24 protein-coding genes are annotated in these 25,321 nt (G+C 71.1%); 13 read left to right on the top strand and 11 right to left on the bottom strand.

Features of this window, described 5'->3' with window-relative positions; genetic code table 11:
* Nucleotides 1-74 precede the first annotated feature (74 nt).
* From Aut01nite_RS05145 to mca, 4 genes are all read right to left on the bottom strand, one after another.
* A complete protein-coding gene (locus tag Aut01nite_RS05145; RefSeq protein ID WP_043522086.1) occupies nt 75-2,225 on the bottom strand; it encodes a thioredoxin domain-containing protein in 2,151 nt (716 codons plus the stop codon).
* A 59-nt stretch (nt 2,226-2,284) separates the two neighbouring features.
* Nucleotides 2,285-4,792 carry a putative bifunctional diguanylate cyclase/phosphodiesterase gene (locus tag Aut01nite_RS05140; RefSeq protein ID WP_052163139.1) on the bottom strand — a complete coding sequence of 836 codons (2,508 nt, stop codon included), beginning with the start codon at nt 4,790-4,792 and terminating at the stop codon, nt 2,285-2,287.
* A gap of 233 nt (nt 4,793-5,025) precedes the next feature.
* A complete protein-coding gene (locus Aut01nite_RS05135) occupies nt 5,026-5,376 on the bottom strand; it encodes a hypothetical protein (RefSeq protein WP_043522087.1) in 351 nt (116 codons plus the stop codon).
* 16 nt (nt 5,377-5,392) lie between these two features.
* Entirely contained in the window at nt 5,393-6,274 is an 882-nt protein-coding gene (mca, locus tag Aut01nite_RS05130; RefSeq protein ID WP_043522089.1) for a mycothiol conjugate amidase Mca, read from the bottom strand.
* 118 nt (nt 6,275-6,392) lie between these two features.
* On the opposite strand from mca, the gene Aut01nite_RS05125 reads away from it, so the two are divergent.
* The gene (locus Aut01nite_RS05125) at nt 6,393-6,812 is read left to right on the top strand and encodes a DUF4307 domain-containing protein (protein ID WP_043522090.1); all 420 of its coding nucleotides are present in this window, start codon (nt 6,393-6,395) and stop codon (nt 6,810-6,812) included.
* A 172-nt stretch (nt 6,813-6,984) separates the two neighbouring features.
* Complete coding sequence (gene greA, locus Aut01nite_RS05120; RefSeq protein WP_043522091.1) at nt 6,985-7,479, top strand: transcription elongation factor GreA; 495 nt, start codon at nt 6,985-6,987, stop codon at nt 7,477-7,479.
* A gap of 54 nt (nt 7,480-7,533) precedes the next feature.
* On the opposite strand, the gene ilvA is transcribed toward greA, so the two are convergent.
* From ilvA to Aut01nite_RS05105, 3 genes are all read right to left on the bottom strand, one after another.
* Entirely contained in the window at nt 7,534-8,781 is a 1,248-nt protein-coding gene (ilvA, locus tag Aut01nite_RS05115; protein WP_043522092.1) for a threonine ammonia-lyase, read from the bottom strand.
* 102 nt (nt 8,782-8,883) lie between these two features.
* Entirely contained in the window at nt 8,884-10,242 is a 1,359-nt protein-coding gene (locus Aut01nite_RS05110; RefSeq protein ID WP_043522094.1) for an amidase, read from the bottom strand.
* Between the two features lie 25 nt (nt 10,243-10,267).
* Nucleotides 10,268-11,419, bottom strand: coding sequence for a cystathionine gamma-synthase (locus Aut01nite_RS05105; protein ID WP_043522095.1), 1,152 nt, complete (start codon nt 11,417-11,419; stop codon nt 10,268-10,270).
* Between the two features lie 24 nt (nt 11,420-11,443).
* Between Aut01nite_RS05105 and Aut01nite_RS05100 the strand changes: the two genes are divergently transcribed.
* The 3 genes from Aut01nite_RS05100 (at nt 11,444) to Aut01nite_RS05090 (ending at nt 13,162) form a co-directional block, all read left to right on the top strand.
* Nucleotides 11,444-11,890 (top strand): HIT family protein, encoded by a 447-nt coding sequence (locus tag Aut01nite_RS05100; protein WP_043522097.1) that lies wholly within the window; start codon nt 11,444-11,446, stop codon nt 11,888-11,890.
* Nucleotides 11,891-11,892: 2 nt separating this feature from the next.
* The gene (msrA, locus tag Aut01nite_RS05095) at nt 11,893-12,546 is read left to right on the top strand and encodes a peptide-methionine (S)-S-oxide reductase MsrA (protein ID WP_043522243.1); all 654 of its coding nucleotides are present in this window, start codon (nt 11,893-11,895) and stop codon (nt 12,544-12,546) included.
* Between the two features lie 289 nt (nt 12,547-12,835).
* A complete protein-coding gene (locus Aut01nite_RS05090; RefSeq protein WP_043522099.1) occupies nt 12,836-13,162 on the top strand; it encodes a hypothetical protein in 327 nt (108 codons plus the stop codon).
* Nucleotides 13,163-13,169: 7 nt separating this feature from the next.
* Here the strand turns inward: Aut01nite_RS05090 and Aut01nite_RS05085 are convergent, their stop codons facing one another.
* Nucleotides 13,170-13,352, bottom strand: coding sequence for a hypothetical protein (locus tag Aut01nite_RS05085; RefSeq protein ID WP_043522100.1), 183 nt, complete (start codon nt 13,350-13,352; stop codon nt 13,170-13,172).
* Between the two features lie 92 nt (nt 13,353-13,444).
* On the opposite strand from Aut01nite_RS05085, the gene Aut01nite_RS05080 reads away from it, so the two are divergent.
* From Aut01nite_RS05080 to Aut01nite_RS05065, 4 genes are all read left to right on the top strand, one after another.
* On the top strand, nt 13,445-14,866 hold the full coding sequence (locus Aut01nite_RS05080) for a CYTH and CHAD domain-containing protein (RefSeq protein ID WP_043522102.1): 1,422 nt from the start codon (nt 13,445-13,447) through the stop codon (nt 14,864-14,866).
* A gap of 44 nt (nt 14,867-14,910) precedes the next feature.
* Complete coding sequence (gene ppk2 / locus Aut01nite_RS05075) at nt 14,911-15,852, top strand: polyphosphate kinase 2 (protein WP_052163142.1); 942 nt, start codon at nt 14,911-14,913, stop codon at nt 15,850-15,852.
* Nucleotides 15,853-16,185: 333 nt separating this feature from the next.
* The gene (locus Aut01nite_RS05070) at nt 16,186-17,091 is read left to right on the top strand and encodes a ribonuclease Z (protein WP_043522245.1); all 906 of its coding nucleotides are present in this window, start codon (nt 16,186-16,188) and stop codon (nt 17,089-17,091) included.
* A 62-nt stretch (nt 17,092-17,153) separates the two neighbouring features.
* Nucleotides 17,154-17,696 (top strand): GNAT family N-acetyltransferase, encoded by a 543-nt coding sequence (locus Aut01nite_RS05065; protein WP_052163143.1) that lies wholly within the window; start codon nt 17,154-17,156, stop codon nt 17,694-17,696.
* 415 nt (nt 17,697-18,111) lie between these two features.
* Here the strand turns inward: Aut01nite_RS05065 and Aut01nite_RS05060 are convergent, their stop codons facing one another.
* From Aut01nite_RS05060 to Aut01nite_RS05050, 3 genes are all read right to left on the bottom strand, one after another.
* Nucleotides 18,112-18,441, bottom strand: coding sequence for a hypothetical protein (locus Aut01nite_RS05060; protein WP_052163144.1), 330 nt, complete (start codon nt 18,439-18,441; stop codon nt 18,112-18,114).
* A 314-nt stretch (nt 18,442-18,755) separates the two neighbouring features.
* Nucleotides 18,756-20,114, bottom strand: a complete 1,359-nt coding sequence (locus Aut01nite_RS05055; RefSeq protein ID WP_043522105.1) for a cystathionine beta-synthase — start codon at nt 20,112-20,114, stop codon at nt 18,756-18,758.
* Between the two features lie 3 nt (nt 20,115-20,117).
* Nucleotides 20,118-20,462 (bottom strand): YkvA family protein, encoded by a 345-nt coding sequence (locus tag Aut01nite_RS05050; RefSeq protein WP_043522106.1) that lies wholly within the window; start codon nt 20,460-20,462, stop codon nt 20,118-20,120.
* Nucleotides 20,463-20,608: 146 nt separating this feature from the next.
* Here Aut01nite_RS05050 and Aut01nite_RS05045 point away from each other — a divergent pair, with 146 nt between their 5' ends.
* The 4 genes from Aut01nite_RS05045 to Aut01nite_RS05030 form a co-directional block, all read left to right on the top strand.
* Nucleotides 20,609-21,625, top strand: a complete 1,017-nt coding sequence (locus tag Aut01nite_RS05045; protein ID WP_043522108.1) for an SGNH/GDSL hydrolase family protein — start codon at nt 20,609-20,611, stop codon at nt 21,623-21,625.
* 16 nt (nt 21,626-21,641) lie between these two features.
* On the top strand, nt 21,642-22,430 hold the full coding sequence (locus Aut01nite_RS05040; RefSeq protein ID WP_043522109.1) for an SGNH/GDSL hydrolase family protein: 789 nt from the start codon (nt 21,642-21,644) through the stop codon (nt 22,428-22,430).
* Between the two features lie 65 nt (nt 22,431-22,495).
* Nucleotides 22,496-23,740 (top strand): acetyl-CoA C-acetyltransferase, encoded by a 1,245-nt coding sequence (locus Aut01nite_RS05035; RefSeq protein WP_043522113.1) that lies wholly within the window; start codon nt 22,496-22,498, stop codon nt 23,738-23,740.
* A gap of 669 nt (nt 23,741-24,409) precedes the next feature.
* Nucleotides 24,410-25,321, top strand: a 912-nt coding sequence (locus tag Aut01nite_RS05030) for a hypothetical protein (RefSeq protein ID WP_204037442.1), incomplete at its 3' end; no start/stop codon positions are given.

Genomic DNA, 25,321 nt, shown 5'->3' with positions numbered 1-25,321 from the left:
ACGAGCGACCCGACCGCGCCACGGTGGACACCCCGCCGGCTCCACAACTGGCGGAAGCGCGTTCCGGCGCCGCCTCACCGTCGCGTGAAGATGTCCCGGAGGTCGGCCGGTGTGGTGACCGGGCGGTCACAGACGAAGCCGCGGCACACATAAGCGGTCGGCTCGCCGTTGAGCAGTGGACGGTCGGCCAGCAGCGGCACGCCGGGACGGTTCGGCTCGCCGGCAACCATCACCGAACCGCCGGGAGCGTGCCGGCCGGCCGCCGCCGCCAGCGGATCCGCCGGGTCCGAGGTGGCCACCGCGATCTCGTAGGGCCCGGTCAGCGCGGCCTCGGCGACCGTCGCGGCATAACCGGCGAACCGTGGATGACCACCGATCAGCGGCCCGAGCGTGGCCAGCGCCGCGTCAGCCGCCTCCCGGTAGGCGGTCTCGCCGGTCAGCGCGGCATAGGTGACGAGCGCCGCGCAGATCGCCGACGTCCCGGACGGTGTGGCGTTGTCGGTCGGGTCGGCAGGCCGGGTGAGAAGCCGCTCCGCGTCGTCGGCGGTGTCGTAGAACCCGCCGTCACCGGTCCCGAAGTGGGCCAGCGCCACATCCAGCAGCCGCCGGGCCAGGTCCAGCCAGCGCGGCTCGGCCGTCAACTGGTGCACGGCCAGGAACGCCTCCGCCACACACCCGTAGTCCTCCAGCACCCCGGCCGGCTCCCCCACCACCCCGTCCCGGGAGACCCGCCGCAGCCGCCCGTCGACGACATGCCGCTCCGCCAGCACCTCGGCCAGCCGAACCGCCGCCTCCCGAGAGGTAACGCCCGGCACCGGCACGGACCCGCCGGACGGATCCCGCTCCCCCGCCTGAACGCCCGATGCCGGCACGGACCTCCCGGACGGACCAGGCGGCCCCGCCTGAACGCCCGACGCCGGGGACAGGCCCGGCTCCCCCGCCTGATCGCCGAGGGCGACGCTGGACGCGGTGATCAGGGCGTGTTCGGTAAGGGCGGTGATCGCCAGCCCGTTCCACGCGGCGACCACCTTGTCGTCGCGGGCCGGCTGCGGGCGCTCGCCGCGGGCTGCCAGCAGACGCCGCCGCACATCGCGCCAGCGGTCCACCAGCGCCGGATCGGCCTCGTCGATGTCGCGGGCCAGCACCAGGACGCTCCTGCCGTGCTCGAACGTGCCGGCCGGCGTGACCCGGAACAGGTCGGCGGCCCATGCCCCGTCCTCGTCTCCGAGCGCCGCGGTCAGCTCGGCGGGCGTCCACGCATAGGTCAGCCCTTCGACGCCGTCGGTGTCGGCGTCCAGCGCCGACGCCAGCCCGCCCGACGCGGTCCCCAGGTCGTGGAGCAGGAAGGCGGCGGTCTCGTCGGCGATCCGGCGGGCATAGGCGTCGCCGGTGAGCCGCCACAGCTGGGTGTAGACCCGCAGCAGCAGCGCGTTGTCGTACAGCATCTTCTCGAAGTGCGGCACGACCCACCGGGCATCCACCGCATAGCGCGCGAACCCACCGGCGAGCTGGTCGTAGATGCCGCCCCGGGCCATCTGCTCAGCGGCGTGCCGAACCGCCTCCAGCGCCTCGGCGGACCCGGTCCGTTCGTGGTGCCGCATCAGGAACAGCAGGTTCATGTGCGGGGGGAATTTCGGGGCGCCGCCGAACCCCCCGTACCTCTCGTCCTGGTCTTCGAGAAGGCCGGAGGCCGCGGAGGCGAGCAGCTCAGCGGTGATCGGCGTGGTCGGCCCACCGGTCGACTGGGCGCCACCGACCGCCTGAACCACCGCCGCCCCCTGCGTGATCACCTCGTCCCGCTGATCACGCCATGCGGTCGTGACCGAGGTCAGCAGCCGGGCGAAGGCGTCCCTCGGAAAATAGGTGCCACAGAAGAACGGCTCACCGTCCGGCGTGGCGAAGACGGTCATCGGCCAGCCGCCCTGCCCGGTCATCGCCTGGGTGGCGGTCATGTAGACGGCGTCGACGTCGGGCCACTCCTCCCGATCCACCTTGATCGCCACGAAGTCCGCATTGAGCTGCGCGGCGATCCCGGCATCCTCGAAGGACTCATGCGCCATCACATGACACCAGTGGCAGGCCGAGTACCCGACGGAGATCAGAACAGGGACGTCCCGGCGGCGCGCCTCCGCGAACGCCTCGGCCGACCACGGCCACCAGTCGACGGGATTGTCCCGGTGCTGCTGAAGGTACGGCGAGGTCGCATCGGCGAGACGATTGCCCATGCCGACACCATCTCACGAGGGTCCGACGATTCCCCGGAAGCGCCCACGGTTCACCGGGGTCAGGACGCGCCGTCGGCCCGCAGCCGGGTGACGTTGGCCGGAGTGGAGCGGGCCAACTGGAGCAGCGCCTGCACGATCTTGTCGGCGGGCATCGGCTTGCAGAAGTGGTAGCCCTGCGCGGACGGGCAGCCCAGCGCGATCAGGGCGGCCCGCTGCTCGATCGTCTCGATGCCCTCGGCCACCACCCGCACGCCGAGCCGGGCGCCGAGTTCGACCGCGCCCCGGACCACCGCGCCGGCCGCTGCCGAGTCGATCATCTCGTCCACGAACGACCGGTCGATCTTGATCTCGTCGACCGGCATCCGGGTGACCGAGGCCAGGGAGGAGAACCCGGTGCCGAAGTCGTCGAGCGACACCTGCACGCCGGACGCCCGGAGCCGGGCCAGCACCTCGTCGACGATGTCCTGCTCGCTGACCGCCACCGATTCGGTGATCTCCAGGACCAGGCGCGAGGCGGGCGTACGATGCCGGCGCAACGCCTCGGTGACCTGTGCCGGGAAGGTGGGGTCGGTGAGGCTGCGCGCCGACACGTTGACCGAGACCGGCACGTCGATCCCGGCCGCGGTCCAGTCCGCCGCCGAGGCCAGGGCCAGGTCGAGCACCCGCCGGGTGAACGGGATGAGCAGTTCGCTGCGTTCGACCGCGGGCAGGAACTCGGCCGGCGACAGGTGCCCGCGCCGCGGGTGCCGCCAGCGGACCAGCGCCTCCACCCCGGTCGGTTCGGAGGTGACCAGGTCGACCGCGGGCTGCAGGTGCAGGATGATCTGGTCGTCGGCGGCGAACGCGTCCTGAAGGTCGGCGAGCAGGGCCAGCCGGTCGGTGCTGCTGGCGTCCTGACCGCTGTCGTACGTCCCGACGGTGGTGCCCAGTTCCCTGGCCCGCCCGACGGCGATCGAGGCCCGGCGCAGCAGCTCGCCCACCTCGGACTCGCCGGCCCTGGCCACCGCCGCCCCGACGGTCACTTCGACGGAGAGCCGAACCCCGGCCACCTCGATCGGCAGCCGCAACTGTTCGACGAGTTCACGGGCCCGGCGCAGGGCCTGCGGCAGGGCACGGGGGTGGCCGTGCGGCCACGCCGAGTCGGAGATCGGCGCGACCGGGGACAGCAGCCCGAACTCGTCGTCCCCGGTGCGCGCGATCAGTTCACCGTCCCGCGCCAGTCCGGTCAGGCGGCTCCCGATCAGCCGGAGCACCTCGTCGCCACCGCCCAGTCCGACGGTGCTGTTGATCTCCCGGAAGCCGACGATGTCGAGCAGCAGCAGGGCCACCGGCCGGTCCCGGTCGAGTGAGCGCAGCAGCGGGTCGCCGACGCCGGCCAGCGCCGGCCGGTTGAGCAGGCCGGTGAGCGGGTCGCGGACCCGTTCGTCGGCGGCACGGCTGTCCAGTTCGACGATCCGCTGGTGGGCGGCCGCGTCGTGCAGGGCCCCGGCGAGCGCCTCGCCGAACGCGGCGATGGCCGCTTCGTCGCGCGGCGCCGGCAGGCCGGGGTCGCCGAGCCAGACGGTGAGTTCGCCGACCTCCCGGCCGCCGACCACCATGCTGCGGGTGATCGCCGGGCCGGAGCGGGTGCCGGCGACGCCTTCCAGGCCGGGGCCGTCCTGGGCGTACCGGCGGTTGCCGCGGCCGGTGCGGACCTCCAGTTCGGCGCGGCGGGCGCCGAAGACGTCCAGGGCGCCGCGCAGCCCGGCCCGGGCCACCTCGGCCTCGCTGGCGCCGGGCAGCCGTGCCGTGGCGGCGGCGAAGGCCTCCCACATCCGGCGTTCCTCGGCGGCGCGCAGGTGGAACCGGTAGGTGCGGTGCAGCAGCCACAGGACCGGCCCGAATGCCAGCAGCCAGAGCGGTTCCCGGATCAGCGCGTAGACGGCGAGGATGCCGACGATCACGTTGCCGACCGACATCGGCAGTTTGGCGTAGAGGACGCGGGTGGCGATCTGGCCGGGCTGGGCGTCCCGGTGCAGCACCAGGGTGAGCACGACCAGGCCGAACGTGATGCTCAGGTAGGTGCCGGCGCCGGCCGCCAGGGCCAGCGGGAGCCGGGCGCTGTGCACCGGCACGTCACCGGCCAACAGCCCGGTGACCAGGGCGGCCCCGGCGACGCCGAGCGTCATCGAGGCGACCAGGTGCACGATCTCGGCGACGTTGCGCAGGCCGGTGAACCAGGCGAGCAGCAGCCAGGCGGCGCCGGTGCCGGCCAGGGTGGCGGCGGGCAGCCAGCCGGCCGGGGCGACCACGAAGCCGACCACGACCGCCGCTTCGGCCCAGCTGACCGACACGGCGTCGGGGCCGAGGCGGAACCGGAGGCCGGCCAGCTGCGCGATGGCGGCGAGGACGCCCGCGACGCAGACTCCGTCGACCGGTGCGAGCGGGCGGCCGGCGGCGAGCGGGACGGGCTGGAGGGCGCCGAGGACGACGGCCGCGGCGGCGGCGGTCACGACGACGGCGGTGAGGATCCGCACCGGCCGGGGGTGGCTGATCAGGTCGGTCCAGGAGCGCGCTGGGGAGCTCACGACGTCACCCGGAACGGCACGGGCGGATGCACGTGCAGATCGGTCTCGGCGAGTCGGCGCCTGACGTTGGTCATGTCGGCGCCCCCTTCCGCGCAGGGTCCAGGGACCGTGCAGTCCCCGGCCGGAAGGCTAAATCAATCCTGGTGAACGCAACAGGGCTTGACGGGGGCGGGCGGGACGCACTCGCCGCGGGCCGGTGGAAACCCGGCGGGCGGGCGGGGCGGCGCGGGTCGTCACGACCGTTCCGCGCCGCCGTTCGCCGCGGATCCACTTTGCTCGTCGCGCACGCCCGCGACCTCGGGTTCCTCAGCCGCGGCGGAGGGACCCGATCGACCGGCCTCGACATCGGCGGGGACGGCGGCGCCGGAACCGGGCGCGGAGTCGCCGGATCCGGCGATCTCCGCCGCACGATCCTGCTTCCCGGAAGCCGGGAAACTGTCGGGAAGCCGACGAATGCGTTTGTTCATGTTGCGGATCAGCGCGACCGTGGCCACGCACATGAGGACGATGAGGAACAGCCCCATCGGACCGGCCAGGCCGCCCGATCGGGTGTCACCGAAGTTGTTGACCGCGAAAACGTCCACGCCCTCAGCGTACTGCTCAGTGGGCGTCGACCTTCTCCCGGATGCCCGCGAACAGGTCGGACTCCGGCGCCGGGCTGTCGACGAGCGAGCGCGCGAGCTCGAAGTCCTCGGTCGGCCACACCTTCTGCTGCATCTCCAGCGGGATGTGGAACCAGAACCCGTCCGGGTCGACCTGGGTGGCGTGGGCGCGCAGGGCGTCGTCGCGCACCTCGAAGTACTCCCCGCACTCGATCCGGGTGGTGATCTTGTCGCCCCGGTCGTCGCGGTCCGACCACTTCTCCAGCCACTCCGCGTACGGCGACTCCAGTCCCGCGGCGAGCATGCCCTCGTGCAGCGCCAGCATCCGCGCCTTGGTCCAGCCGGAGTTGTAGTACAGCTTCAGCGGCTGCCAGGGCTCGCCGAGCTCCGGGTACCGCTCCGGGTCACCGGCCGCCTCGAACGCCGCCACCGACACCTTGTGGCACATGATGTGGTCGGGATGCGGGTAGCCGCCGTTCTCGTCATAGGTGGTCATGACGTGTGGGCGGAACTCCCGGATCAGCTTGATCAGCGGTTTCGCCGCCTCCTCCGGGTCCTGCAGACCGAAACAGCCCTCCGGCAGCGGGGGCAACGGGTCGCCTTCGGGCAGACCGGAGTCGACGAAACCGAGCCAGGCCTGGTCGACACCGAGGATCTCGCGGGCCCGGTCCATCTCGGCCCGGCGGATGTTGGTGATGTCGGCAAGCACCTCGGGCCGGTCCATCTTGGGGTTCAGGACGCTGCCCCGCTCCCCGCCGGTACAGGTCGCGACCAGCACCTTGACACCCTCGGCGACGTATTTCGCCATGGTGGCGGCACCCTTGCTCGACTCGTCGTCCGGGTGCGCGTGCACGGTCATCAGACGCAACTGCTCAGCCATGGTGTTGTCAGGATCCTCTCGACCAGGCCTGCGGTGAGCGGGCCGGGATCGGCTGCGAAGATGGAACTCTGCCATTCTGGCCGATCCCATGGACGAGAAACGCACGAGAGGTCGACAGGTGAGCGAGACGCACGCCACAACGCCGGTCTTCCCGCCGGGCCGCTACGGCCGGCGACGCGAGGGCGCGCGGCGCCGCCTGCTTCCGATCGTCGCCACCGTGGTCTTCGCCCTCGGTCTGGGCGGCCTCACTTTCGCGTACTACCAGAAGTACGGGCAGACCGACTACACCGCCGACATCATCGGCTGGAGCGTGCGCTCGGACGCCGAGATGGTGATCGAGTTCCGGGTCCGGGTGCCGGACGGCGGCTCGGCCATGTGCATGGCGCGGGCCCGTGACTACGACGGATTCGAGGTCGGCCGCAAGCCGGTGACCGTCCCGGCGCCGGACGGCGGCGGCTCGGTCGAGGTGCGCGAGTCGGTGCCGACCGAGAAGCGCGCGTCGGTCGGCGACGTGATGGGTTGCCGGCCCGCCGCCTGACCCTCACCCGGCGGAATCCGACGGCATTTCGCCTTCCGGGCGGCCTGCCTACCGCTGGTAAGCTTGGTAATTCGCTGCGTTCAGCATGCCGTCTCACGGACGCATGTTTGCCCCCTACATGGCGACAATGCCTACATGGCGACGATGCCCAGTTCCAGCAAGGAGATCGACCGTGTCCAGTTCCGAGGCGCCTAAGACCTGGCTCTCCCAGGACGCTTACGACCGGCTGCAGGCCGAGCTCGACGAGATGATCGCTAACCGGCCGGCTGTCGCGGCGGAGATCAACGCCCGGCGTGAGGAGGGTGACCTCCGGGAGAACGGCGGTTACCACGCCGCCCGCGAGGAGCAGAGCCGCCAGGAAGGCCGGATTCTGTACTTGAAGGAGTTCCTGCGCAACTCCGAGATCGGCGAGGTCCAGAAGAGCGACACCGTCACCCCCGGGTCGGTCGTGACGATCTACTTCGACGACGACCAGACCGACACCGAGACGTTCCTGCTCGGCTCGCGGGAGATCTCCTCCACCACCGAGCACACCGTCTACAGCCCCGAGTCGGCGCTGGGCCAGGCCATCCTCGGCTCCCGCCCCGGCCAGACCGTGACCTACACGGCCCCGAGCGGCGCCGACATCAAGGTCACCGTGGTCGAGTTCGGCCCGTTCGAGGGCTGATCCGGTTTCGCAGGAAGGCCCGCGGTGACCACACCGCGGGCCTTCGCGCATGGTTCACGGTGTCCAGTCGGCCAGCAGCGACACCCGGTAACCGGCGTCCCGCAGCGCGCTGATCAGCTCCGACGAGTGGGCCGGGCCACGGGTCTCGACCGAGAGCGCCACCTCCACCTCGCCGAAACTCAGCCGCGGGCTCTGCCGCGAGTGGTTCACGTCCACGATGTTGGCCCGGTGCTCGGCGATCTGCCGGACCAGTCCGGCCAGTTGTCCCGGCCGGTCCGTGCAGCGCACCGCCAGCCGCAGGAACCGGCCCGCCGACGCCAGCCCGTGCTCGATCACCCGCAGCAGCAGCATCGGGTCGATGTTGCCGCCGGACAGGATCGCCACCACCGGCCCGCCCGGTGGGACGTACGCCCCGGTCAGCAGCGCCGCCGCGGCCGCCGCGCCGGCCGGCTCGACCACCGTCTTGTGTCGTTCCAGCAGCACCAGCAGAGCCGCCGACAGATCCTCGTCGTGCACCGTGACGACCTCGTCGACCAGCTTCGCGACGTGCGCGAAGGTGAGATCGCCGGGCCGCAGGACGTTGATGCCGTCGGCGATCGTGGCGCCGGCGTCGAGTTTCTGTGGCGCACCGGCGGCGAGCGAGGGCGGGTACGCCGCCGCCCCGCTCGCCTGCACCCCGATGACCCGGATGTCCGGCCGCAGCGCCTTGGCCGCCACCGCCAGGCCGGAGACCAGTCCGCCGCCGCCGACCGCGGTCACGATCGTCGCCGTCTCCGGGCACTGCTCGAGGATCTCCAGCGCCACCGTGCCCTGTCCGGCGATCACGTCGGCGTGGTCGAACGGGTGGATCAGCACCGCCCCGGTCGAGCGGGCGAACTCGTGCGCCGCCTCCAGCGCGTCGTCCACGCTGGTCCCGGCGTATTCGACGGCCGCGCCGTACCCCTTGGTCGCGGTGACCTTGGGCAGCGGCGCGCCCTCCGGCATGAACACGGTGGCCCGGGTGCCGAGCAGTCCCGCCGCGAGCGCCACGCCCTGCGCGTGGTTGCCGGCGCTCGCGGCGACCACGCCACGGGCCCGTTCGCCGTCCGACAGACGGGCGATCCGGGTGTACGCCCCCCGCACCTTGTACGATCCGGCCCGCTGCTGGTTCTCGCACTTGAGCCAGACCGGCACCCCGGTGATCTCGCTCAGCGGCCGGGACGGGATCAGCGGCGTCCGCTTGACCACCCCGGTCAGCAGGTCGCGGGCGGCCTCGACGTCAGCGAGGGTGAGCAGGTCGAGCGGTGTTCCCGAGGCGGTCATGGGAACCAATCGTGCCATCGCCTCATGGCGGGACTCCTGGGGTCCACTCGCCCGTGGATTTCCGGCACACCGAAGCGCCCGGAACCCGCACGTGGTCCGAGCCTAGACCAGGGCGTGCCGCTGCCAGGGGTTCGCAACCTCGAACTGGCCGGCCACCGAGAGCAGCAGCAACTCGGAGCCGGGCGGGCCGACCAGCTGCACGGCGAGCGGCAGGCCGTCGGGGCGGAATCCGACCGGCACCACGATCGCGGGCAGCCCGGCGTAGTTCCATGGGGCGCCGTAGGGCGCGTACGCCGCGTTGACCGACATGTTTCGACGCCAGCCGATCCCGGAGTACTGCTCGGCGAGCGGCGGGGCGCTGGCCAGCGCGGGCGTCAGCAGCAGGTCGATGGACCGGTCGGCGAAGAACTGGATGGACCGATCCCGCCACACCGCCCGCTGTTTCTCCCGCACCAGCCCGGCCTTCATCGCCGCCTTCCCGAGCCGGATGTGCTGCCGGGTACGCGGTTGCAGCCGGTCCAGCCGCAGCCCTTCGGAGTTCACATACGCGCCGGCGAACCAGGTCGCCAGCACACCCAGCTGCACCCCGACGGGGTACGACGGGTCCGCCCCGACCGTGTCGTGCCCGACGTCGACGAGCAGTTTCGAGGCCGTCGCCACGGCGGTGGCGTTGGGCTCGTCGGGTTTCACGCCGGCGACCGGGGATCGCAGGGACACGCCGATCCGCAGTTTCGCCGGCTCCACCAGTTTCACCGGCGCCTGCCCGGCGAGCACCGAGAAGCCGAGGGCGGCGTCGGCGACCGTGGTGGCCAGCATGCCGTTCTCCACCAGGCCGAACCAGTCCTTGTCACCGAAGTCGACCGGGACCACGCCCTTGCCCGGCTTGAGCCCGACCAGGCCGCAGCAGGCCGCCGGGATCCGGATCGAGCCGAGCCCGTCGTTGCCCTGTGCGAGCGGCACGAGCCCGGCCGCCACCGCCGCCGCGGAACCCCCGGACGATCCGCCCGGGGTCCGCTGCAGATCCCACGGGTTGCGGACCGGGCCGGTCTCGTCGTCGGTGACCGCCCAGAGGCCCATCTCCGGCATCCGGGTGACACCGACCACGACGGCGCCCGCGCCACGCAGGCGACGGACCACTTCGTGGTCCTCCTCGGCGACCTCGGCGGTCCGCGCGGCGGCCGACCCGTGCCACGTCGGCAGACCGGCCACCGGCGTGTTCTCCTTCACCGCCACCGGAACCCCGGCCAGCGGAAGGTTCGCCAGGTCCTCCTGGTCGTCGACCTTCTCCGCCTCGGTGATCGCCTCCCCGCCCCGGATCACCCGGAACGCGCCGAGCGCCGGGTCGGAGATGGCGATCTGTTCCAGATGGTCGGCGACGACCTGGGTCGCGTTGGTGTCGCCGCGGCGCACCGCGCGGGCGATCTGTTTGGCGGTGGCTCCCACCCAGGTCGTCGTGTCCATCGCGCAGTTTCTCCAGCGTCGGTCTTTAACCGAGCGCCTGCTCCAGGTCGGCGAGCAGATCGTCAACGGTTTCGATGCCGACAGACAGTCTCACGAGATCGGCGGGAACCTCAAGCGCTGAGCCCGCAGCCGACAGATGTGTCATCTGGCCCGGGTGCTCGATCAGCGACTCGACGCCGCCCAGCGACTCGGCGAGCACGAACAGCTTGGCCCGGTTGCAGACGGCGACAGCCGCTTCCGGCCCACCGGCCGCGCGGAACGAGACCATGCCGCCGAACCGGCTCATCTGCTTGGCCGCCACCTCGTGACCGGGGTGGGTGTCCAGGCCGGGGTAGAGCACGCTCGCCACGGCCGGATGCTCGCGCAGGTAGCCGACGATCCGCTCGGCGTTGTCGCAGTGCCGGTCCATCCGTACACCCAGGGTCTTGATGCCCCGCAGGGTCAGCCACGCGTCGAAGGGACCGTTCACCCCGCCCATCGCGTTCTGGTGGAACGCCAGCTCGTCGCCGAGCCCGGCGTCCGCGGTGACCAGCGCGCCCCCGACCACGTCGGAGTGCCCGCCCAGGTACTTGGTCGTGGAATGGATCACGACGTCCGCGCCGAGGGTCAACGGCTGCTGGAGGTACGGGGACGCGAAGGTGTTGTCCACCGCGAGCATCGCGTCGTACTCGTGGGCGAGACCGGCCAGCAGCGCGATGTCGTTGACGTTGAGCAGCGGGTTGGTCGGCGTCTCGGACCAGATCAGCCGGGTGTGCCCGGGCCGGAACGCGGCCCGCACCGAGTCGATGTCGTCCAGCGGGACGGCGGTCCAGTCCACGCCCCAGCGCTCGGCGACCTTGCTGAACAGGCGGTAGGTGCCGCCGTACGCGTCGTTCGGGATGACCACGTGGTCACCGGGCCGGCACACCGTACGCAGAAGGGTGTCCTCGGCTGCCAGACCGCTGGCGAAGGCCAGCCCGCGCTGCCCGCCCTCGATCGCCGCCAGGCACTCCTGCAGCGAGTCCCGGGTGGGGTTGCCGGAGCGGCTGTACTCGTAACCCAGGCGGGGGGCGCCGACGGCGTCCTGGGCGTAGGTGCTCGTCTGATAGATGGGCGGCACCACCGCGCCGGTCCGCGGGTCCGGCTCCTGGCCGGCGTGGATGGCGAGGGTGTCGAACCCGTAGCTGTTAGCCGTCATGTTGCGCAAGGCTAGTCTCACCTGATGGCGGACTGCGTGTTCTGCGGCATCGTTTCGGGTTCCGTTCCGGCGTTCCTGGTCGCGTCCGACCCGGCCGGGCTCGCCTTCCTCGACATCCGTCCGGTGTTCAAGGGGCACGTGCTGGTGATCCCGCGCCCGCACGTCGTCACGCTGCCCTCGCTGGACCCGAGCCTTCTAGAGGGATATTTCCGTTTCGTTCAGCTGCTCAGCGCCGCCGTGCCCGCGGCCCTGCAAGCGCAGGGCACCTTCGTGGCGATGAACAACATCGTCTCCCAGTCGGTGCCGCACCTGCACACCCACGTCGTGCCCCGCACCAAGGGCGACGGCCTGCGCGGCTTCTTCTGGCCCCGCCACAAGTACGACAGCGACGACGAGGCCGCGTCGTTCGCCGAGACCATTGGTAAGGAATACCTGCGCCTCAGCGTTACAGACACCGGACGAAGGGAGTGACCGTGTTCCTGCGGTACAAGAAGCTCGACATGCCCACCGCCGAGACCGCGCTGCCCGGCCGGGACACCGAGCTGTGGGTGGCCGACACCCACACCGTGCTCGGCACCCCGCTGAAGGGCCCGTGGCCGGCCGGCCTCGAGGTCGCGGTCTTCGGGATGGGCTGTTTCTGGGGCGCCGAGCGCATCTTCTGGCAGCTGCCGGGTGTCTACTCGACGTCGGCCGGCTACGCGGGCGGTTTCACGAAGAACCCGACCTACGAGGAGACCTGCTTCGGCACGACCGGGCACACCGAGGTGGTCCAGGTCGTCTACGACCCCGCCAAGATCAGTTACGAGGACCTGCTGAAGGCGTTCTGGGAGAACCACGACCCCACCCAGGGCATGCGGCAGGGCAACGACGTGGGCACGCAGTACCGGTCCGCGATCTACACGACCACGGACGCCCAGGCGACGACGGCACTCGCCTCGCGCGACGCCTTCCAGCCGGTGGTCACGGCCGCCGGCCACGGCACGATCACCACCGAGATCAAGCCGCTCACCGCCTACTACTACGCCGAGGACCACCACCAGCAGTACCTGGACAAGAACCCCGGCGGCTACTGCAACCACGGCCCCAACGGCATGACCTGCCCGATCGGCGTGGCCCGCACCAGCTGACACGACAGCACGGGACGGGCGCCGCTTCGGAGCCCGTCCCGTGTGACGATGGAGTGGAGGAGGTGGCCTCAGATGCGCCGGTACGCCAAACCGAGCGCGGCCTCGCGGTGAAGAGCCTCCGACAATCAGCGCTCCTTCTGGCCGATGACTGACCCTGGCCGCCGGGTTGAGCAGGGGAATCGGTGATCGGCAAGGGGGACGGGCCGGATTTCACGCTGGCGATCGAAAAAGTTCGACTTGCACCGAAACTGCGCACAGACTCGATCTGGAACGCAGCGGGAGGTGCACGATGTCGCTCAGCTATCACACCCATGAGGAACGCGCCGCCTGGGACCTCGCCGAGTCCCTGATCCAGCAGGCCCGCGCGATGATGCGCGAGGCCGAGAAGGCGATGGAGGCCTGGCGGACCGGCAAGGAGATGAACCGGCTGCGCTGTGAACGCCGCGGCATCGGCAAGACCGATGCCGAGATCCGCTGGTCCGCGTCGGCCACCGCGAAGAACGCGATCACCAACAACACTTTCCACGTCGGCCTGGCCACCATGTATTACAACGCGGCCGCCGCGAATTACGCCCGCGCTCATTATCTGCACGCCCAGCAGGACGCGCGGTTCTAGTGAGCTCTCACGTCTCGGGGCCGTCGTCCGCCGCGGTGTCCTGGGCGGCGGCCGGCGGCCGGGGCGGGTCGGCTTGAACCGGTGACGCCGGGACGGCGAGCGCGAGGCCGAGGACCGCGCCCGCGCCCATGAGGCGCAGACCGGCGAGTGAGGCGGTGAGAGGGATCGGACGGCGTTCTGCCTTCTCCATGCGAATGCTCCTAACCGGGCCGGGCCACCACGATGCCAGGGGAACCTGAGACACCGCTGTGCATGTGCCGTGACGCCAGGCACCATGGACAGGTGGAGATCGCCACCGAGACCGAGCGCAAATACGACGTCCCCGAGACGTTCGAGCTTCCTGACCTGATCGGTGCCGGCGAGGTCGCCGGCGTCGACGGCGCCGAGACCCATGATCTCGACGCCACCTACTTCGACACCGACGACCTGCTCTTGATGAGAAATCGCCGGACTCTTCGCAAGCGCGGCGGCGGCCACGATGCCGGCTGGCATCTGAAGACGCCAGGCGACGGCTCGGGCCGCACCGAACACCGGCTGAACGGCGACAGCGAGTCGGTGCCCGAGGAGCTGACCCGTCTGGTCCGGGCGATCGTCCGGCGGCATCCGCTGGGCCCGGTCGCCCGGCTGCGCACGCACCGGGTGGAGACGCCGCTGAGGGACGCCGACGGCCGGACCCTGGCGCTTGTCGCGCAGGATCAGGTCCGCGCCGAGTCCGACGGTGACGAGAGCGCCTGGCAGGAGATCGAGGTCGAGCTGGTCGACGGCGATCCGGCGGTGCTCGACGCGGTGGAGCGGCGGCTGTTCGACGCCGGCGCCCGCCCGGCGCAGGGCCCGTCGAAGGTGTCGCGGGCGCTGGCCGGCCGGTTGGCCGAGGCCAGCCGGGGCAAGAAGACCAAGGGCCGGATCAACCCCGTCTTGCGGTACGCCCGTGAGCAGCGCGACGCCATCATCGAGCACGACCCGGGCGCCCGCCGCGGCGAGCCTCGTTCGGTGCATCAGATGCGGGTCGCCACCCGCCGCCTGCGCAGCACCCTGAAGACGTACCGGCGCTCCTTCGGCGAATCCGATCTGCGTGACGAGCTGCGCTGGCTGGCCGGTGTGCTCGGCGCGGTCCGCGACCCGCAGGTGCTGGAGGAGAAGCTGCTGGCCCTGGTCGAGGCGGCGGGACCGGAGTTCGCCGCGGCCGAGCAGCGGGTCCGGGCGCATCTGGAGCACCGGATCGAGACGGGCCGCACGGAGCTGGCCGAGGCCCTCGACTCCGACCGCTACCTGGACCTGCTGGACCGGGTGGACGAGCTGGTCGACCGGGACCGCCTGGACACGCCGGACCCGGTGAAACGGGCGCGCAAGGTGCTGGCCAAGGCCGACGTGCGCCTGGACGCCGCCCTGGCCAGTGGCGTCGAGGAGGACATCCACGAGTCGCGGAAGGGCTTCAAGCAGGCGCGGTACGCCGTCGAGCTGATCGCCCCGGACCATGGCAAACCCGCGAAAGAGCTGGTGAAGGCACTGACCGGGCTGCAGGACGGGCTGGGCGCCTACCAGGACTCCAACGTCGCCCGGTCGGTGTTGCGCGAGCTGGGCGCGGACAGTTTCCATTTCGGCGTGCTCTACGGCAGGCAGGAGCAGGTGGGCCGGGAGGCGCTGGCCGAGGTGCCGAAACTGGCGCGGTGGGCCCGCCGCCGAAAAGTTCGGCGACTGTTCTGATCTAGCCGGTTGTGGTCTTGGCGTTCCCGGGTATGAATCGAGTCATGCAATCCGAGCAAGACCGTGCGACCACCCACCCCTATGAGGGGCCGATCGTCGAGCTGTCCGGCTACCGCGTCATCGACGACGAGGACGATGACCCGCGCCTGCTGAACGCCGACGGTGAGCCGGTGGACACCTGGCGCGAGGACTACCCGTACGAGGAGCGGCTTTCCCGTGCCGAGTACGACCACGACAAGCGCCTGCTCCAGATCGAGCTGCTGAAGCTGCAGAACTGGTGCAAGGAGTCCGGCGAGCGGCTGCTGATCCTCTTCGAGGGGCGGGACGCGGCCGGCAAGGGCGGCACGATCAAGCGGTTCATGGAGCATCTGAACCCGCGTGGCGCCCGCGTCGTGGCTCTGGAGAAGCCGAACCAGCGGGAGAGCACCCAGTGGTACTACCAGCGGTTCATCAAGCATCTGCCGGCTGCCGGTGAGATCGTGCTCTTCGACCGGTCCTGGTACAACCGGGCCGGTGTGGAGCGCGTGATGGGTTTCTGCGACCGCAAGGAGTACCTGGAGTTCCTGCGCCAGACCCCGGAGCTGGAGCGGATGCTGGTGCGTTCCGGCATCCACCTGGTCAAGTTCTGGTTCTCGGTGACCAAGGGGGAGCAGCGGACCCGATTCGCGATCCGCCAGGTGGACCCGGTCCGGCAGTGGAAGCTGTCGCCGATGGACCTGGCCTCGCTGGACAAGTGGGACGACTACACCGAGGCGAAGGAGGCGATGTTCTTCTACACCGACACCGCGGACGCGCCGTGGACGGTGGTGAAGAGCAACGACAAGAAGCGGGCCCGGCTGGCGGCGATGCGGCATGTGCTGCACCGCTTCAAGTACGAGGGCAAGGACGCGGAGATCATCGGCACCCCCGACCCGCTGATCGTCGGGCCCGCCTCGCTGGTGGTCGAGAACACCGAGGCCTCCCCTCAGGTATTCCCGCGTCTGTAGTGATTCAAATTCGTTGGCGGAGACTCCCTCGGCTGGATAACGTGGCCGTACACGTGAAGGGAGGTGGTCCAAAGTTGTGTAGCACTGGGACTCGTGAGGTGGCTGTCCGCTAGCCGCTGTCCTCGACAGCTTTGGTTGTCTGTCGCCGGGCGATCCGCCTGACGACAGTTCTCGAAGACCGTCGAGACCGTGTGGCAGCGGTCGCGGCGAATACCAGACAGCCACCCGACCCCTGGGGATCCGGCCTTGTCCGACCGGACCTCGTTCGCGCGCGATGAGCGTTCGGCGAGGAAGTCCCCAGGGGTCGCTTCATGTCCACGGGGGGTGCGGGCGATGCGCGAGTTGGTGGTTCTCGGCACGGCGAGCCAGGTCCCGACCCGGCACCGCAACCACAACGGCTACCTCCTGCGCTGGGACGACGAGGTGATCCTCTTCGACCCGGGTGAGGGCACCCAGCGCCAGATGTTGCTGGCCGGCGCCCCGGTGACCCCGCTCAGACGGATCTGCATCACCCACTTCCACGGCGACCACAGTCTCGGCCTGCCCGGCATCCTGCAGCGGATCTCGCTGGACCGGGTGCCGCATCCGGTGACCGTCCACTACCCCGGCGGCGGCCAGGAGTTCTTCGACCGGCTGCGGCACGCCACCAGCTACTGGGACAACGCGGAGATCGTGCCGGGGCCGGTGGGCGCCGGATTCGCGGTGGAGACGTCCGCCGGGCGCCTCACCGCTCTTCCCTTGCGACACCCCATCGAGACGTACGGGTACCGCCTCACCGAACCGGACTCGCGGCGGATGGTCCCGGCCCTGCTGGCCGACCACGGCATCCGCGGCCCGGCGATCGGCGAGTTGCAGCGCACCGGCCGGCTCGGCGACGTCACCCTCGACCAGGTCAGCACGGCCCGTCCCGGGCAGAGTTTCGCGTTCGTGATGGACACCGGCCTGTGCGACAGCGTCTACCAGCTGGCCGACGGCGTCGACATGCTGGTGATCGAGTCGACGTTCCTGGCCGAGGACGCGGAGATGGCGGCCCAGGTCGGGCACCTGACGGCGGGGCAGGCGGGTGCGGTGGCGCGCGCTTGTGGCGTACAAAAGCTGGTTTTGACGCACTTCTCGCAACGCTATCCGGACTCGGACCGTTTCCTGGAGGAAGCCCGCAAGGAGTTCGACGGCCCGATCGTGGTCGCGGAGGACCTGATGCGGGTGCCGGTGCCGCCGCGGAGGACCTCCGGCGTGTGAGGTTCGGCCGGTCAGCGCGCCCGGCCTGCACACCTCCGGAGGGCCGTGGCTAGCGTCGCTTCATGACCGTTCTGCTGCGCCCGGTGCGCGACGACGAGCTGGCCTCGGTCGGCGTGCTGCATCACCGCTCGCGGGCCGCCGCCTACGCCCATCTGCTTCCGGCGGAGTCCTTCGCGGCCCGCGGCCCGGAGGCGCTCAGCGCCTGGTGGGTGGAGCGGTGGCGGTGGGAGAAGGACACTCATCGGATGACCGTCGCCGAGGTCGGCGGCGAACTGGCCGGGTTCACCTACGTCGGGCCGAGCGAGACGCCGGGGGCCGCGGAGCTGTACGCGATCCACGTCGCGCCGGAGCGGGTCGGCACCGGGATCGGCCGCCCGTTGATGGTCGAGGCGCTGCGGCAGCTGGCCGGTTTCGGGGCGGACCGGGCGGTGCTGTGGGTGCTGGCGGACAATCCGGTCGCCCGGCGCTTCTACGAGAAGGGCGGCTGGACGGCGGACGGCGCCTCCCGCGTCGAGGCGATCAACGACCGGCCTCTCCGCCAGCTGCGCTACTCCTACCCCCGGCTGGCCGTGGCGGCTGTCTCGGCACCCACGAGACAGCCGTGAGAGCCGGCCGGATTCGCCCTCGCTGGCCGTGGCGGCTGTCTCGGCACGGTTGAGACAGCGGTGAGAGCCGGCCGGATTCGACCCCGGGCACACCGAACGCCCGTCGCGGTGGGGTGCGACGGGCGTTCCGTGACCCTGCTGGTGGGGCGGGAACACGCGACCGAGTGAATGCGGGGGAACCTGTGATCGCGTGTTCCCGCCCACCGCCCCGCCCGAGCCGGATGCGCCTGGCCGGAGGCGCTCGATCAGCGGAGGCGTGCCGATCTGGGATCCGGGTTCAAGGGCGGGTCTGGGCGCGGGATACCGGGACGCTGGCGGGGCGCACCGGTGTCACCGCTGAGCGACGTCGGCCGGGCCGGGAAGCCGTACTTGCCGGGGGACGGTCAAGCATTGTCGGCGACGTCGGGGTCTCGAGTCAGGCCTGGTACCTCCGGTGGTCGTCGTTGCGGTGGTACGGGCCGGCGGCGTACCGGTTCCCGATCTCCTCCGTCCCGGCACGGCGGCCGGGCAGTTCACGCATGCTGTTGATGTCGTGCCGCAGCGTCCACGCCTCGCGCCAGGGCCGGCGGGCGACAGCGTCGGCACGCTCGGCCAGGCGGCGGGCCGAACACGGCCAGCGCCATCCGCACCAGACGCAGTCACCGTCCGGGCCGGCCGCCGCATGGCGGCCGAGCATCTGCTGCGCGTCCCGCCACAGCAGGCGGTCCACGATGTCGGCGGGCGCCGCCTCGTCGACGTCGACCATTCCCTACCCCTTCGTCCGGGAGTGGCTCATAGCTCCGTCACGACACATACAACCGCAGCGGGCCATCCCCCGGTCGGACTGTCTGTGCGACTGCGACAACTATCCGTGACGATCCATGAACCAACCCCCAAACAGGACCTGCCAACCACGCCCCCTGTTTCCCAGTGCGCCCCTGGCCACAGAACTGCCCGCAAAATGCCGCCGGTGTCGAGGCGAGTGATTTTCCGACGCCCAGCGGGTTTTCTGGGTGGCGGAAAATCGCCCGCCTCGACACCGGTTACCAGGCATTTTGCCGCGGAGCGAAGCGAAGCCGGTCAGCTCAAGTGCGCCAGCAGGTCCTGCCTGGTCAGGACGCCGGCGGGCTTGCCGTCGACGAGGACCATGGCGGCGTCGCCCTTCTCCAGCAGGGCGACCGCCTCGGCCACCGGCTCGCCGCCGCCGATCATCGGCAGCGGGTCGCTCATGTGCCGCTCGATGGTGTCGTGCAGGTGGGCCTGACCGGTGAAGAGCGCGTCCAGCAGCGCCTTCTCCGAGATGGAGCCGGCCACCTCACCGGTGACGACCGGGGGCTCGGCCTTGAGCACCGGGAGCTGGCTGACGCCGTACTCCCGCATGTAGTCGATGGCGTCGCGCACCGTCTCGGTCGGGTGCACGTGGATCAGCGGCGGGATCTCGGAGGCCTTGCCGGCCAGGGCGTCGGCCACCGTGGGGGTGCCCTCCTGGGTACGCAGGAACCCGTACCGCGCCATCCATTTGTCGTTGAAGATCTTCGAGAGGTAGCCACGGCCGCCGTCCGGCAGCAGCACCACGACCACGTCGTCGGGGCCGGCCTTGCGGGCCACCTCGAGCGCGGCCACCACGGCCATCCCGCACGAGCCGCCGACCAGCAGGCCCTCTTCGCGGGCCAGGCGGCGGGTCATCTCGAAGGAGTCGGAGTCGCTCACTTTGATCACCTCGTCGGTGACCGAGCGGTCGTAGGCGGTCGGCCAGAAGTCCTCGCCGACGCCCTCGACCAGGTAGGGCCGCCCGGTTCCGCCGGAGTAGACGGAGCCTTCCGGGTCGGCGCCGATCACCCGCACGTCGCCCTGTTCTTTCAGATAGCGCCCGGCACCGGTGATGGTGCCACCGGTGCCGACGCCCGCGACGAAGTGGGTGATCTTCCCGGCGGTCTGTTCCCAGAGCTCCGGACCGGTCTGCTCGTAGTGCGAGCGCGGGTTGGCCGGGTTGCTGTACTGGTCGGGTTTCCAGGCCCCGGGAATGTCCCGGGTGAGCTGGTCGGAGACGTTGTAGTAGGAGCGTGGGTCCTCCGGGGCGACGGCGGTCGGGCAGACCACCACCTCCGCGCCGTACGCCCGGAGCACGTTCTGCTTGTCCTCGCTGACCTTGTCGGGGCACACGAAGACGCACTTGTAACCGCGCCGCTGGGCCACCAGGGCCAGGCCGACGCCGGTGTTGCCGCTGGTCGGCTCGACGATCGTGCCGCCGGGTTTGAGGAGGCCCGCCTTCTCGGCGTCCTCCACCATCCGCAGCGCGATCCGGTCCTTGACCGAGCCGCCAGGGTTCATGTACTCGACCTTGGCAAGCACGGTGGCACTGATGCCTTCGGTCACGCTGTTGAGTCGGATCAGCGGGGTGTTGCCGATGATCTCGACCACGTTGTCGTAATAGCGCACGACTCACTTTACGCCCAGAGCCGCCCCGCTCCGTTCCCAGTCCAGGAACCGCTCGGTCTCGGCGAGGATCGCGCCGGCCAGCCAGGTCACCGCGACCGCGTCGTCGATCAGGCCGAGCGGCCCGACGAGCAACTCGGGAACGGCGTCGATCGGAGTCACCACATAGGCGGTCGCGGCGGCCATCAGGGCCAGACGCAGACCGCCGTCGTAGCGCCCGCGCATGCTCGCCAGGACCATCCGGGGCAGCGCACCGAGCCGCTGGGCCAACGACGGCCCACCCCGGTTTCCTGCCGTCAGCGCTCGGGCCAGCGCTGTCATCGCCGCCGCACGTTTCAACGTTTTGGCCATCTCTGTTCCCCTTTCCGCTACTCAAGCATGACCTGGGCGCGCCATGATTGCCTCTCGCCATCGCGAGTTAGCCTCGAATTCCGACCCCACCCGCCGATCATGGGCGAGCCGGATGGTTCCCTTCGAGCGACAGCGAGGGAGCACTTATGAGCACCATCGATGTACCGAGTACCCACTGGCGGTGGATCAAGACCGCCGGACGGGTCGCCGGGGCAACCGCGGGGTTGACGGCGCTGTCCGCCGGGCTGTTGATGCGACAGGCCGCCGAGGCACGCCGGGTGATCCCGATGGCCGAGGCCCCGCCGCCGCGCGGCGACGGCGTCTACGGCGCCAAGTTCGGTGGGAAACCCCTCGAGCTGGTGATCCTGGGCGACTCGTCGGCCGCGGGTTACGGTGTGCACCGCCCTCGCGAGACACCCGGCGCGCTCTTCGCCACCGGCATCTCGCGCCGGATGCGCCGCCCGGTCCGTCTGCACCGGCTGGCCGTGGTCGGCTGCGTCTCCGCCGGCCTGCCGTACCAGGTGGACGCCGCCCTGGAGTACGAACCGGATCTCGCGATCATCCTGATCGGGGGCAACGACGTCACGCACGTCTCGGCCCGCCCCGCCGCCGTCCGTCACCTCGGTGACGCGGTGCGCCGGCTGCGCGCCGCCGGGTGCCGGGTGGTCGTCGGCACCTGCCCCGACCTGGGCGCGATCAAGCCGATCAAGCCGCCGCTGCGCTGGCTGGCCCGGCGCTGGAGCCGGCAGCTGGCCGCCGCACAAACCGTCGCGGTGGTCGAGGCCGGCGGGCGTACGGTGTCGCTGGGCAGTCTGCTCGGCGCGATGTTCGAGGCCGATCCGGTGCGGATGTACAGCGCCGATCGTTTCCACCCGTCCGCCGAGGGGTACGCCAGGGCGGTATCCGTGATGATGCCGACCGTGATGGCCGTGCTCGGCACGGACGACCGCGTCACCCTGCCGGTGGCCGAGGACGTCCGCACCCTGCCCGAGGCGGCCGACGAGGCGGTCCGCGCCCCGGGCACCGAGGTCGCCCCGGCCGGCCCGTGGGCGCGGATGCGGCGCTACCGCTGGTTCCGGCCGGCGGCCGCCGCCCCCGTTCCCAGCGGTGACACCGCCGGTGGGGCCGTAGGGTATACCCCAGAGGATCATCAGGTCGGCTGACGCAGGGAGGCGGGACATGGCTGGGCTGCCGGATCGACTGAGCAGGGCCGCGGCCACGAGCCTGCTGGCCGGTGTGGTGGGCGGTGTCGCCCTGATCACCGGTGAGCTGCTCGCCGCCAAGGCGCGCCGTTATGCGAAACCCACCATGGGTCTCGCCCTGCGCACCTCGATGGGCCCGCAGAACGCCCCGCCCCTGCGCCTGGTGCTGCTCGGCGACTCGGCCGCGGTCGGCGTGGGCGTGGAGTGGCTGTCCGACACGGTCGGCGGCCAGCTCGCCCGGCTGCTGGCCGACGGCGGCACCGAGACCGGCAAGCGGCACGTGCTGCTCTCCAGCGTCGGGGTGGCCGGTTCGCGGTCCAGCGACCTCGCCACCCAGGTCGCCCGGGCGCTGCTGGGCGACCGGCCGGACGTGGCGGTGATCCTGATCGGCGCCTACGACGCGGCTTCCGGGCGGGCCCCGGAGGACGCCGCCGACCAGCTCGCCCAGGCCGTCCGGCGTCTCCGTTCGGCAGGCGTCCAGGTGGTCGTCGGCACCTGCCCCGACCTGGGTGCCTCCCGCTCGATGGCGCCGCCGCTGCGGCAGATCGCCGGGCTGGTCGGCCGCCGGATGGCGCGGGCGCAGGCCAGGGCGGTCACCGACGCGGGCGGGGTGGTGGTCGATCTGGCCGCCGAGACGGGCGCGGTGTTCCGCGCCGACGCGGGGACGCTGTGCTACGACGGCTTCCACCCCTCCGCCGACGGCTATCGGGTGTGGGCCCACGCCCTCTATCCGGCGGTCGCGAAAGCCGCCATGACCGGGGTCTGAGGTTTTTTCACTGGGTGTGACAAATTCGCGCTTCCGACCATGTTACCGATGAGTAAACTGGGGTCATGCCGGAAGCTGTCATCGTCGCCACTGCCCGCTCCCCCATCGGCCGCGCCCACAAGGGCTCACTGAAGGATCTGCGCCCCGACGATCTCGCCACCACGATCGTCGACGCCGCCCTGTCCAAGGTGCCGCAGCTCGACCGCACCCTCGTCGAGGACCTCTACCTCGGCTGCGGCCTGCCCGGCGGCGAACAGGGCTTCAACATGGCCCGCGTGGTCGCCACCAAGCTCGGCCTGGACGGCCTGCCCGGCGCCACCGTCACCCGCTACTGCTCGTCCTCGCTGCAGACCACCCGGATGGCGTTCCACGCCATCAAGGCCGGCGAGGGCGACATCTTCATCTCCGCCGGTGTGGAGACCGTCTCCCGCTTCGCTCGCGGTTCCTCCGACGGCCTGCCCTCGGCTGCCCAGGAACTGGTCGGCGGGCCGTGGACCAACCCCGCCTTCGACGAGGCCCAGGCCCGCACCCAGATCTCCGCGAAGAACGGCACCACCTGGCACGACCCGCGTCAGGACGGCCTGCTCCCGGACATCTACATCGGGATGGGCTACACCGCGGAGAACCTCGCCCAGATCAAGAACGTCTCCCGCGCGGAGATGGACGAGTTCGGCGTCCGCAGCCAGAACCTCGCCGAGAAGGCCATCGCCAACGGCTTCTGGGAGCGGGAGATCACCCCGATCACCCTGCCCGACGGCACCGTGGTGTCGAAGGACGACGGCCCCCGCGCCGGCGTCACCATCGACGCGGTCTCCCAGCTCAAGCCGGTCTTCCGGGAGGACGGCCGGGTCACCGCCGGCAACTGCTGCCCGCTCAACGACGGCGCCGCCGCCCTGGTCGTCATGAGCGACACGAAGGCCCGCGAGCTCGGCATCACCCCGCTCGCCCGGATCGTCTCCACCGGCGTCACCGCCCTGTCGCCGGAGATCATGGGCCTGGGCCCGGTCGAGGCGTCCAAGCAGGCCCTCAAGCGCGCCGGCATGAGCATCGACGACGTCGACCTGGTCGAGATCAACGAGGCGTTCGCCGCCCAGGTGATCCCGTCCTACAAGGACCTCGGCATCCCCCTGGAGAAGCTCAACGTCAACGGTGGCGCCATCGCCGTCGGCCACCCCTTCGGCATGACCGGCGCCCGCATCACCGGCACCCTGCTGAACTCGCTGGACTGGCACGACAAGTCCATCGGCCTGGAGACCATGTGCGTCGGCGGCGGCCAGGGCATGGCCCTGATCATCGAACGCCTCAGCTGATCTCCCACTCTCCCGGGCCCGGCACGTCGCACCACGTGCCGGGCCTGCCCCTTTCCGCCACACCCGCCTTGAGGCCGGCCCTCTCTCAAGATCAAGATCGCTTTTCGGTACGCCGTAGCTCTCCCCCGCCGAGCCCGGCCGCCCCGTCTTCTCCCCGCGAGACGCTGCCCACTACCGGCCTCCTCGCGACCACCGGGCCGAATGCGATGGTCACCGCTACCCCTCCTTCACAGCCGCCACCCTGCAGGACGGTCGCTGCCGATCGCTCCACCGATCAGCCACTCCGCAGCCAGCGGTCGCCGCCGCCTCCCAGCACCGCCACCCCCTCCGGGACACCCCACCACCAGCGGTCGCTGACGCCTCCCACCAGTACCGCCACCCCCTCCGGGGCCCCCACAACCAGCCGTCGCCGGCACCTCCCACCAGCACCGCTCTCCCTTCGGGCACCCCACAACGAGCGGTCCGCTCCAGCACCGCTCCCTTCCGGCCAGCGGTCGCGCCGCCTCCGACCGGCACCCACCTCCGGGCTCATCGCCAACGCCCCGCAAGCAATCGCCACTGCGGAACCCTCCCGTACGCCGTAGGCGGTGGTCACCGCTGGTTCCGCACCGGGGTGGCGGTTTGCGAAGTGGGTCTGATCAGATGTCGGGGCTGCTGACGGAGGTGGGCATGACCGACGACGAGATCCTGGACGCGATCCGGCAGGTGCAGGTGACCGATCCGGTCGCCGCCCGAGTGGGCCGCCACGACGTGTACCTGACCCGAATCCGGATCGGCGGCCGGGAACCACTCACCACGGTCTTCCGCATCCGCGACGGACGGCTCACCCTGCTCCGGGCCGCGAACGGCACCTACCGCGAGGACGTCGCTGCCGCCCTGCTGGACGCCACCGACAAGGCCCCACCCCTACCCGGCGGCTCGGTGCACCTGATGCCCCTGAGCGTCGACGGGTTCGCCCTGGATCGTGTCGTCCTGTTCCCGCCCTCCGACGGTTTCCGGCGCCGCCCTGATCTCCGCGAGGTCACCGTTCGAGCCGCCGCCGTGCACCGCAGCGAGATCCGCCCCGGCGAAACCCTGAAGACCTTCGAGGAAGCCACCGGCAAGGTCATGCGCCTGCCGATCGACGACTGGTCCCGCACCCCACAACCCCGCGCCGACGTACGCCTACTGGACGACTGGCCGGGCGGCAGCATGACCCGCACCGACCATCCGGTCCTCCGCCCCGCCGAGCACCTCGTCACCACGGTCCTCCCCCGCCTGCCACGCGGCATCCACATCGAGGCCACTGACGTACGCGGCCACCACCTCGTCCTCACCCGCGACTGGGACCGCCTGACCGGCACCCTCACCATGCCCCGCACCACCACCGCGTCAGACCCCACCGTGCCCGCGACCTCCGTCGCGCCGTACCCACCCGCTCCCAGCACCCCCCGCATCCCCGGAGCTACCAGCAAGGCCCGCGCCTCCAGCGACGCCGACCCCTCCGGCTATGCCGGTTCCATCAGCGATGCCGGCTCCTCCAGCGATGCCGACCCCTTCGGCCATACCGGACCCTTCAGGGATGCCGGGTCTTTCAGTGAT

Origin of the sequence: Actinoplanes utahensis (assembly GCF_016862455.1) — a bacterium.
Taxonomy (GTDB): Bacteria; Actinomycetota; Actinomycetes; order Mycobacteriales; family Micromonosporaceae; genus Actinoplanes; species Actinoplanes utahensis.
This window is presented reverse-complemented; position numbering and strand designations above follow the sequence as displayed.

What these genes read in the sequence shown, in the direction of transcription:
- Aut01nite_RS05145 (WP_043522086.1), bottom strand. Translation starts at nt 2,225, where the DNA reads ATGGGCAATCGTCTCGCCGATGCGACCTCGCCGTACCTTCAGCAGCAC.
- mca (WP_043522089.1), bottom strand. Translation starts at nt 6,274, where the DNA reads ATGGCTGAGCAGTTGCGTCTGATGACCGTGCACGCGCACCCGGACGAC.
- ilvA (WP_043522092.1), bottom strand. Translation starts at nt 8,781, where the DNA reads ATGACCGCCTCGGGAACACCGCTCGACCTGCTCACCCTCGCTGACGTC.
- Aut01nite_RS05110 (WP_043522094.1), bottom strand. Translation starts at nt 10,242, where the DNA reads ATGGACACGACGACCTGGGTGGGAGCCACCGCCAAACAGATCGCCCGC.
- Aut01nite_RS05105 (WP_043522095.1), bottom strand. Translation starts at nt 11,419, where the DNA reads ATGACGGCTAACAGCTACGGGTTCGACACCCTCGCCATCCACGCCGGC.
- Aut01nite_RS05100 (WP_043522097.1), top strand. Translation starts at nt 11,444, where the DNA reads ATGGCGGACTGCGTGTTCTGCGGCATCGTTTCGGGTTCCGTTCCGGCG.
- Aut01nite_RS05090 (WP_043522099.1), top strand. Translation starts at nt 12,836, where the DNA reads ATGTCGCTCAGCTATCACACCCATGAGGAACGCGCCGCCTGGGACCTC.
- Aut01nite_RS05085 (WP_043522100.1), bottom strand. Translation starts at nt 13,352, where the DNA reads ATGGAGAAGGCAGAACGCCGTCCGATCCCTCTCACCGCCTCACTCGCC.
- ppk2 (WP_052163142.1), top strand. Translation starts at nt 14,911, where the DNA reads ATGCAATCCGAGCAAGACCGTGCGACCACCCACCCCTATGAGGGGCCG.
- Aut01nite_RS05070 (WP_043522245.1), top strand. Translation starts at nt 16,186, where the DNA reads ATGCGCGAGTTGGTGGTTCTCGGCACGGCGAGCCAGGTCCCGACCCGG.
- Aut01nite_RS05065 (WP_052163143.1), top strand. Translation starts at nt 17,154, where the DNA reads ATGACCGTTCTGCTGCGCCCGGTGCGCGACGACGAGCTGGCCTCGGTC.
- Aut01nite_RS05060 (WP_052163144.1), bottom strand. Translation starts at nt 18,441, where the DNA reads ATGGTCGACGTCGACGAGGCGGCGCCCGCCGACATCGTGGACCGCCTG.
- Aut01nite_RS05050 (WP_043522106.1), bottom strand. Translation starts at nt 20,462, where the DNA reads ATGGCCAAAACGTTGAAACGTGCGGCGGCGATGACAGCGCTGGCCCGA.
- Aut01nite_RS05045 (WP_043522108.1), top strand. Translation starts at nt 20,609, where the DNA reads ATGAGCACCATCGATGTACCGAGTACCCACTGGCGGTGGATCAAGACC.
- Aut01nite_RS05040 (WP_043522109.1), top strand. Translation starts at nt 21,642, where the DNA reads ATGGCTGGGCTGCCGGATCGACTGAGCAGGGCCGCGGCCACGAGCCTG.
- Aut01nite_RS05035 (WP_043522113.1), top strand. Translation starts at nt 22,496, where the DNA reads ATGCCGGAAGCTGTCATCGTCGCCACTGCCCGCTCCCCCATCGGCCGC.